This window comes from Coxiella endosymbiont of Ornithodoros maritimus (assembly GCF_907164965.1).
GTDB lineage: Bacteria > Pseudomonadota > Gammaproteobacteria > Coxiellales > Coxiellaceae > Coxiella.
In genome coordinates this window covers 1-9,302 of sequence record NZ_CAJRAM010000096.1, presented here as the reverse complement: position 1 = coordinate 9,302, position 9,302 = coordinate 1, and the positions used below count along the sequence as shown (strand labels likewise).

The window sequence follows — 9,302 nt, the reverse complement described above, 5'->3', positions numbered from 1 at the left end:
TTCAGAATTAAAGAGCTTTTATGAGGGGCTCGTTAAAAAAGGGAAAAAGAAAATGGTAGCGTTTGTAGCACTAATACGAAAAATTATTGTTATCGCCAATGCCAGATTAAAAAAATTTGAACAGAAAAAATCGCTAACTGCGGTATCACTGTGAAGCTGTGAATAAGGTGTGTAAAATGACTATTTATTATCCAGTTTTCAAACTTGCTCACAGCAATTCAAACATAGTTGATCCAGCGCACCAAAGGTGCACTGGGACGAGTGGGCTTTTAGTTTTTAGCACTTTTGGGAATGATAGACGAGGGACAAGTAGTACTACAATGAAACAATGGGTTAAGATGATAAATGGTATCGTTATTGATAAACGCGGCTTTCGGTTAGGCGTCGGGATGGTGATCATGAACAGGCAAGGGGAGCTATTGTGGGGGCGCCGGGGGTAGGTAATCCTGACGCTTGGCAATTCCTCAAGGCGGATTGTTACCCAACGAAACCTTGCGTAAGGCATTGAGATTCCAATCGGGGGCTAGATGAAGAAGTGGGACTGAGTCCTCATGACATTATTTACCTTCATGAGACACGTCAGTGGATAGAGTCGTGATCCGGTGCTGCCTGCTAATATGATGTCTTTCATAAGCGAATCCTATCGGAAATATCAAAAAATTGCAGCAGATTTTTACTATTTCAAAAAAATATTATGTTGGGCAAGCCGACAACCTTAGTGGATGTTTAAAATATGATAGGACAAAAATTTGTTGATGCTGCGGGGAGAAGCGAAGTATCAATGGCCGATATTGATTAGTATCTTTTGCGCCAGTTTAATACTTAAATTGGTGGTCTTTTCTGCGTTCTATCGTGACGATGTTCATCAGCTCTTTCAACCGGATTTCGACGCATACCTCAAGCTAGCCATACCGCTTCTTAAACAAGGAAATTATGACGATAATTTATCGGCCATTATTATTGCTCAGCTTGTTTTAAGTGTAATTCTAATTTTTTACGGCTATTTAATAGCCCGTCGATTATTTGATGCCTGCACAGAGTTAATTACGGCTCTTTTTTTTTGCTGTCGATTATCTTTTTTTCAGCTATGCCTATTTTGTGCTAACCGATTATTTTTACGCGGTGACGCTAAGCCTAGTTTTTTATTTGGCGTTTGGATATTAACGGAGAGTAACCCGAAATATAGATATGCCTTTTTACTCAGGTTGTTTTTTGCTATCGCGACGCTCATTCGTCCGGTTAATTATTATTTGCTATTTCCTAGCGTAGCAGGCCTATTTATTTGAAGTTCGAAAAATTACACTTTAAAAAGATATTTCTGATAATATTATTAATACTCTTACGCAATGTTTTATTGGTAGGAGGTTGGCAAATTCGAAATAAAATAGCTATGGGCACCTTTCAATAGAGTGGAATCACCACCCCTGCTAATGTTAAAAATTATTTCCCTCAGAATTACGACTTATATATTGAAAAATATTGTGATCTCTAGTCACATTATTTAAAAGCTAATTTTAAAATTATAACCAACCATCCGTCTTTAGCTCTCAAAAAAATGGGAATAGAGTTTACTAAATTAATATTGGGTTCAAACCCCATTTTGGTTGATTTTTTGCCGCCCAAAAAACATTAAATTTTATTGAGAAATGCACAAAAAAATACAACAGTTATTTTGGCGATGAGATTTTAGCCAAGATATCAATGAACTTTTATCTCATCTCTTTTTCTTGCTGGCATCGCTTTGTATTTCATCTTGCTCTGATCTAACAATACTTCTTATGGGCGCTTTCGACTGCCATTTCAATTACTCATTGACTTTTATGCTTCGGTCGGCTGGGTAGCGGCGTGAATCAAAATCAAAAAACTTTCTTTTTATCCAACGAAACGAATAGACCCATCCATAAGTTGCGTAAATTACGATAAGTAATTCAAAAGGTGCACGAAATCGGTCGGTTGAAACAGCGTTCGAAGAGAGGGTAATAAAATACAGCGCACACTCCAGTAAAAACAAGTGCTAGAAATAATTTTCGCTCAATTTGAATTTAAACAAGGTCAGCAACGCTATAGCTACGAAGAAATAAGTAAAAAAAGTTGCATAAGAGCTGCGACAACCACCGAGAAAAATTCACCCCGACTGTTATTTTTTAATAGCTTTGAAATGCAAAAATGCGATAACTCCTGTTTTTTGTGTTTAAACACAAGGTACTTAATGTCAGGACTAAAAAAAATCGAGCAAAAGCAGCATCTGAGCCTAACATTAAGTGAGGGAAGCCCGCGATCATTTTTTTAACCAAGCCAACAGAGCGCTTAATTAAAAAAGCCAGGGCTGTCTTCGCCATAATTTCGTTTTTTTCGCAGGAGATAATGGCTCCTGTTCTTTAAGTTTTTCGATTAGAGCTTTTACATTCTTAGGCGGAGGATCTTTGGGTTTTTGAATAATATCGCCCATGTAATTCCAGTACAGATAGAAAGCCATTATATTGCTATAGGTGAAGGTGTTAAAGTGCAATTTCCAGGGAAAGCGATTTCGAATAAAATAGATTGTAGTTCCAATAGCCACTGGAAAAAGTAAATGATAACTAATAGATCCGATAAAAGTGGCGAAAGCCAGAATAAACCTAATGAAAAAATAAGCTCTAATTTGTAGGAACGACTTGAAAACAAATACCTCGCAATTAAAAAGGTGAAACCAATAACGATAGCAAAAAGGAGTTCCATTAAGATCACTAAGGTATATCTTAATAGGAGGAAATTGAAAGCGATAAGGAAAGCTGAAAGGTAAGCGGGGGATAGCGAAATCGGTAAGCTATCTAAATAAGCTTTGATAATCAATAAACTGCTTAATAGTATTTGCGCCATAACAATGGCGGCCAAATACTGGCCGAATAAAGAAAAAATAATAGCGATAAAACTGGGATGCCCGGGTGTTCGTTCAAATAGGTCACCATAATGTCCGTTTAATAGGAGCGTTTTTGCAGGCCTAAGATAATCGAATGAATCTGTGCGAATAATTTGATAAATTTCCCCATGGTAACAGATAAAAAAGCTTAACTTAAATAAGAGAGAAAAGAAAATGATACTCGACAGTATCCATTGTTGGTTTAATAAAAACGGTTTGTAAGGTAATGCGAAGAGGGCTGTCTTTCCCCGAAGCACTTCCTTCATTTTCTTTTAATCCAAAAACATCGAACTCACTGACTCTTTCTGATTAATGCGAGAAATGGTTTCCGCAATAAGATGGCTTAACGAAATTTGTGTGATTTTGCGGCACTTGGCGGCTTCTTCGTGCAGCGGAATGGTGTCCGTGACAATCAACTTATCAATATCAGAGTCCATAATATTTTTGACCGCATTTCCCGATAGAACGGGGTGAGTGCAATACGAAGAAACTGTCAGTGCTCCCTTCTCTTTAAGCGCGGAAGCCGCATGACATAAAGTGCCCGCCGTATCGACGATATCGTCGACGATAACGCAATGACGATTTTGGACGTTACCGATGACATTCATGACTTCTGCCTGATTGGGCGCCGGGCGTCGCTTGTCGATAATGGCTAAGTCAGAGTCATTGAGGCGTTTGGCAATCGCTCGCGCGCGGACGACTCCCCCCACATCAGGAGAAACAATCATCGGAGTCTCCAGCTTGTCGAGCAAACGGTATTCTTCTAAAGCCGTAATACTGGCATAAATATTATCCACCGGCATATAGAAAAAACCCTGAATTTGATCAGCGTGAAGATCAACGGTGATAAGACGCGAGAAGCCCACTTTTTGCATCATATCAGCCACTACTTTGGCGCTGATAGGTACTCGGGAGGAACGAACACGTCGATCCTGTCGAGCGTAACCGAAATAAGGCACAACGGCGGTGATGCTCGCCGCTGAAGCGCGCCGAAAAGCATCGCCCATTAAGATCAACTCCATGACATGTTCGTTAGTGGGGTGCCCTGTCGATTGAATGAGATAAATATCGCGGCCTCGCACATTTTCTTCAATTTCAAAGCGGATTTCCCCATCGCTAAACCGGCTAATCAACGCATTTCCAATGGTAGTGTTTAACTCTTTGGCTACGTTCTCAGCGAGAGACGGATTCGCACTGCCATGAAAGATGCGGATGTCATCAACGTTAGGCACGAAGTTTCCTTTATTTATACAATTTATACATGGCTGGGGTGCCAGGATTCGAACCTGGGAATGCTGGGATCAAAACCCAGTGCCTTACCACTTGGCGACACCCCAAGGGATTAAATTTAAGCTGGACGCGCAACCATATTAACAGTTTTAGCGGCCCCGTCAAAGTGGCAACGGGAGAAGACATCATTGCCAATGCTTTATAATAATTTTCACAGCGAGTGAGCCGTTACTTAATTGTAAAGTGCGCGGTAAATCCACTGAGCCGACTGTTGTGTATTGAGAAAAACGGATATCCCAACTGCTTTGTTGCAGCGCGATTAAATGCGTATAAGTATCGAAATCAGCTTGATAGGCGCCGGGGGCGGGGATGCCTCGAATCCAATAATAGAGATTAGATAGCGGAAGCTGCCAACCCAATTGTTGTTGCATCAACTGTTCGGGGGTGCTTGCCGTGTAATGTTGTTGCGATGAGCACCATAACGTGACCATTCCAGGACGACCGGAAATGTTGACACTGTAAATATCCAGCGAAGAATGAATTCGAATGTGATAGTTCATCCCTTTTTGTTGCCAATCGTAAGCCGCGATGATCGCTTTACCCGGCTGCTGAATCCTAAAAGCCCCGTCAATATTCCATTGCGAAATACGACTCAAATCATAATAACGCTGTGCCCAGGTTTGTTGGTGGTAAACCGACGTTGATTGATTCGGCAAACGTAGTGTAGTGCAGCCGCTGATGAGCAAAGCACTAATAAGCACAATGGCAATACAATAACGCACCCTGGGGCTTCTTTTCTTCATTGTTTGAAATAAGGCTCATTCCTTGATGGGGGATAGATTTTCACACAGCTATTCTGGCATTATATCTCCTCTCCTTAAAGGGGACTGTGCCTTTAAAACCCTTTAAAAACCAAATCGATCAATATGCAGCCTAACGACTTGCCATCCCCCGATCCCGTTGCAAACGCACACAGCAAACAATTGCGGCTACATATCGTGAGTGAAATTGCTGAAAATGGTCCGCTTACCTTTGCTCGATATATGCAGCTCGCCCTTTATACGCCAGGTCTAGGTTATTATAGTGCGGGTTCTCGCAAATTTGGAGCGGCAGGCGATTTCGTGACAGCCCCTGAAATATCCTCTCTCTTTTCTCAATGTGTTGCTCGCCAATGTGAACAGATCTTAATCGATTTAAACGGAGGCGATATTCTCGAGTTGGGAGCAGGTTCTGGACGAATGGCGGCAGACATTTTACGTGAATTACAGCGCATTAGTTATTTACCTAATAATTATTTTATTTTAGAAATCAGTGCTGATCTTCGAGATCGACAAGAAAAATTTATTAAAAATAAAATTCCTGAATTAAGTCATCGTGTCAAATGGTTGAATCGATCACCGAGCTCGCCCTTTAAAGGTATTATTCTTGGCAATGAGGTGATTGATGCAATGCCCGTCCATAAATTTAAAATCGACAACGGTATTAAGGAAGTTTACGTTAATTGGAAAAATCAACAATTTGTTTGGGAAATAGGCGAACCTTCGGCTGCACTAAACGATTATATTAAAAATTTAACCATTGATTTTCCTGAAGGTTACGAGTCTGAAGTTAATCTACTGTTGAAAGGTTGGATCGCTTCATTAGCCGATATGTTGCAAGAGGGATTAATTTTATTAATTGATTACGGTTTTCCGCAGCACGAATATTATCACACGGACCGCGATCGGGGGACCATTGCTTGTCATTATCGACATCACAGCCATTTTGATCCCCTTATTTTAACGGGGATTCAGGATATCACAGCGCACGTCGATTTTACGGCGATTGCTGAAGCCGCTGCGTCGCAAGGTTTAGCGGTAGAAGGATTCACGCATCAGGCGGGATTTTTATTGAATTGCGGAATCGCGACTCTCATGCCTCAACTTGAAGATGTTGCAGAACACTATCGGATTGCACAGGAAATAAAAAAATTAACGCTTCCCAGTGAAATGGGTGAATTATTTAAAGCCATCGCGCTTACACGAAATTATCGCCGATCCCTGTTAGGATTTGTTCGTATGAATCAAGTGGAGCGTTTGTCAGGTCATCGATAATCCCTTATTTCGCTTTGCTCATAAGGGCTACTCTTATGAAATAAGGGTTCGTATTGCTTCTAAACGTAATTTTTCTAATGCTTTTGCAAACGCTTCGCCTTTTAACTGTTTTTCTTGTAGAGGCTTAATATCGACGGATTTAATCGCTTTAATAATTTCTTTAATTTTTTTTTGCTGGGGTGACGTCGTTGAAGAAACTAAATCGCAGGTAAAAACAAATTGGTCAAAGCGTTCTTGACGCCGTAACGCATCCGTTTTAATAAGAAAATCGAGTAATCTGGATTCATTCATTCTATTTAAATTGACATAATCAGATCCAAAGCACGCCACTAAAATGACTAAATCCGCATATTCATTAGGCGCCCGGTACCGTTGTGCCAATTTTTGAATTATTTCAGGTGGTAAATCGCTTTGAAGAGTGGCAAAGCGAATAATAGGCGAGGGTGTTCTATCGGTAACAGACTGCAAAGCGGCTATCCCTTTTCCTTCCATTTTAATTTCGGGGAATAAAATAGCGAGAGCGCCGCATTGATTTAAGACGGTAAAAAATCGAGTTGGTTTTTCGTTGCCAAGGGCGCGAATTAATTCCTGCCAAACACGTTCGGGTACCAGTGCATCAATTTCACCTGCGCACACCATTTTTTTCATTAAATCCAACGTATCGGGATGAATAGAAAAATCAGGAAATTTAGTTGCTAACCGCGCCAAACGCAAAACCCGCACAGGATCTTCTTGGAAAGCGACGGAAACATGACGCAAAACCTTATTTTTAAGATCTTCTTGACCGCCATAAGGGTCGATAAGTTGCCCTTCCGGTGTTTCGGCAATCGCATTAATGGTTAAGTCGCGTCGTTTTAAATCCTCTTCTAATGAGACATCGGGTACGGCATAAAAGGTAAATCCCTTGTAACCCTTTGCCACTTTTCGTTCAGTCCGGGCCAAGGCATATTCTTCATGTGTTTCGGGATGCAAAAAAACAGGGAATTCTTTTCCCACGGGTTTAAACCCACGAGCCATCATTTCTTCAGGTGTTGCACCCACCACGACCCAATCTTTTTCTTTGACCGGCAAGCCCAATAATTGATCACGAATAGCGCCGCCTACCAAATAAACTTTCAAATGTGATATCCTCCGTGAGGGTAAAAACCCATAGAATACTAACATAACTAAGCATCTCAAAAAATCATGACTAAATTACATAAATACCTTCCCCAGCGCACCCTATCCAAAATCGTGGGTTGGTTAGCGACTCGTGAATGGGGTTTATTAACGCAATGGGCGATTAGGCTTTTCATCCGTCATTACGGCATCGATATGCAAGAGGCGCAATACCCGGATATCCGACATTATCCGTCTTTTAATGCCTTTTTCACCCGCCATTTAAAAAAGGAATTGCGTCCTGTGGTTGAGGAATCTCGCGCCATCGCTTCGCCCGTCGATGGCATAATTAGCGAAATAGGACAAATAAGGGGTGAAAATCTAATCCAAGCAAAAAACCATCACTACACCATCCCAGCATTGTTAGGCGAAGATCCTTATCGCGCTAGCCAGTTTTTAGATGGTGATTTTTTCACTGCTTATTTAGCACCTAAAAATTACCATCGCATTCATATGCCATTGGATGGTCGATTAATAGAAATGATTCACATTCCCGGCAAGTTATTTTCAGTTAACCCCGCTTCTGTTCAAACGGTTCCACGCTTATTTGTGGGCAATGAACGTGGGGTTTGTTTGTTTGAAACCGAAAACGGATTAATGGCTGTTATTCTGGTCGGCGCTATGCTCGTGGGAAGTATTAATACCGTATGGCACGGCACGATAGTTCCAACCGCGGAAGGCATTGCTGTGCATAATTACCGAGAAAAAAATATTAAATTTAAACGCGGCGAAGAAATCGGGCATTTCAAAATGGGCTCAACGGTTATTCTTTTATTTCCGAAAAATACCATTCAATGGAACCCTAATTGTCAGCCAAAGGGGACCATTTGTTATGGCGAGAATATTGGGACAGTCTCGCTGATCGAAGTAGCATAGGATACTATTTTTTGTCATTTCCAGATTGTTATTACCCTTAACCTCACCCCTATGCTTTCTGCGCGGTGAAAATAAATTGGTTACTGTCCGTGTAAATTCTTGGGCACGTGTGGGCAGCATTCCAAACAATAATCTTGATGTTGCTGTCTCTCCTATCTCTTATAATATATGACTACTAGTATCACTAATCAACATTGTCCTGGCCCAGCATGAAGTCTCTGTAGTTTTGCTTTGAAGTAAAGCCGGTATCAAATAGTTGCATACACCTTCACGAGGCTTGCTATCCGATTGGTGATATCGACTAAATGACTACCAAACACTTGTGCCAATAGTTCCACTTTAATTTTGGGTCTTGGATACGTTCCATGAGCGCGTTAAATATAGACTCTACGTTTGGGGGTAGAATCTAATAAGACCTCTAATTGACAATAATAATACATTCCGGACTCCGTTTTGACTTCAAATTTTCCATCAAATAATTCGCGTATTTGTTCTTCATCTAAAAAAGATATCAAAGAACTAAATTGTCCGGGGTTCTTCCTTAGCAAGGATGTTCCTAGTTTATAGTCATTTTTTACTTTTTGTTGGATAGCCCATTCCAGTTAGGTTTTATGGTTTTGCTTAAGCTTATCGATCAAACTTATTAATCTTTGAGCTTGTTTGACTAGCAAATAGGAAAAAAAATGTCCGCCCATCTCTAGTGTGAACTCGAAGTAATTGGCCAATGTTAGGAGCGTTAACCTCTTGTTTAAATTCAGATATAGTATAAGCTCTTCTAACCTTTCGTATATTCCATTTATATCCTCTAGGCGACATCCATCACAACGTTTAATGCGGGATAAATCGTCAGTTGTAATCATGCTTTTTCTTAATTTTTGACAATTACTTGCAGATTAACATAATCAAGTTAAAACAGTCTTAAAAGGGAAATGGCTCAAAGAGTAACAGCCTCCGGCAATTCTAATTTTGAATTTATCATCCAGCACCCATTGTCATTCCTGCGCGGGCAGGGGATTGTGAGTTTCCATCATGATATAAATAGCGTT

The 9,302-nt window shown here is 40.6% G+C and carries 4 protein-coding genes, 1 tRNA gene and 4 pseudogenes; 4 read left to right on the top strand and 5 right to left on the bottom strand.

Going from position 1 to position 9,302, the window contains the following annotated elements; genetic code table 11:
* The first annotated feature begins 660 nt into the window (after nt 1-660).
* Nucleotides 661-799: pseudogene (locus tag OWO34_RS08255) on the top strand (hypothetical protein).
* Nucleotides 756-1,286 (top strand): hypothetical protein, encoded by a 531-nt coding sequence (locus OWO34_RS08250; RefSeq protein ID WP_267257167.1) that lies wholly within the window; start codon nt 756-758, stop codon nt 1,284-1,286. Before OWO34_RS08255 ends, OWO34_RS08250 begins: the two are co-directional and overlap by 44 nt.
* Before the next feature lie 518 nt (nt 1,287-1,804).
* Here OWO34_RS08250 and OWO34_RS08245 read toward each other — a convergent pair.
* The 4 genes and pseudogenes from OWO34_RS08245 to lolB form a co-directional block, all read right to left on the bottom strand.
* Nucleotides 1,805-3,165: pseudogene (locus tag OWO34_RS08245) on the bottom strand (dolichyl-phosphate-mannose--protein mannosyltransferase).
* Nucleotides 3,166-3,171: 6 nt separating this feature from the next.
* Nucleotides 3,172-4,131 (bottom strand): ribose-phosphate pyrophosphokinase, encoded by a 960-nt coding sequence (locus tag OWO34_RS08240; protein WP_267257166.1) that lies wholly within the window; start codon nt 4,129-4,131, stop codon nt 3,172-3,174.
* A gap of 30 nt (nt 4,132-4,161) precedes the next feature.
* Nucleotides 4,162-4,236: transfer RNA gene (locus OWO34_RS08235), tRNA-Gln, on the bottom strand.
* Nucleotides 4,237-4,314: 78 nt separating this feature from the next.
* Nucleotides 4,315-4,951: pseudogene (gene lolB / locus OWO34_RS08230) on the bottom strand (lipoprotein insertase outer membrane protein LolB).
* 6 nt (nt 4,952-4,957) lie between these two features.
* Here lolB and OWO34_RS08225 point away from each other — a divergent pair.
* Nucleotides 4,958-6,222: pseudogene (locus tag OWO34_RS08225) on the top strand (class I SAM-dependent methyltransferase).
* Nucleotides 6,223-6,255: 33 nt separating this feature from the next.
* Here OWO34_RS08225 and OWO34_RS08220 read toward each other — a convergent pair.
* Entirely contained in the window at nt 6,256-7,401 is a 1,146-nt protein-coding gene (locus OWO34_RS08220; protein ID WP_267257165.1) for a multifunctional CCA tRNA nucleotidyl transferase/2'3'-cyclic phosphodiesterase/2'nucleotidase/phosphatase, read from the bottom strand.
* A gap of 6 nt (nt 7,402-7,407) precedes the next feature.
* On the opposite strand from OWO34_RS08220, the gene asd reads away from it, so the two are divergent.
* Nucleotides 7,408-8,256, top strand: a complete 849-nt coding sequence (gene asd / locus OWO34_RS08215) for an archaetidylserine decarboxylase (RefSeq protein ID WP_267257164.1) — start codon at nt 7,408-7,410, stop codon at nt 8,254-8,256.
* Nucleotides 8,257-9,302 lie beyond the last annotated feature (1,046 nt).

What these genes read in the sequence shown, in the direction of transcription:
- OWO34_RS08250 (WP_267257167.1), top strand. Translation starts at nt 756, where the DNA reads ATGCTGCGGGGAGAAGCGAAGTATCAATGGCCGATATTGATTAGTATC.
- asd (WP_267257164.1), top strand. Translation starts at nt 7,408, where the DNA reads ATGACTAAATTACATAAATACCTTCCCCAGCGCACCCTATCCAAAATC.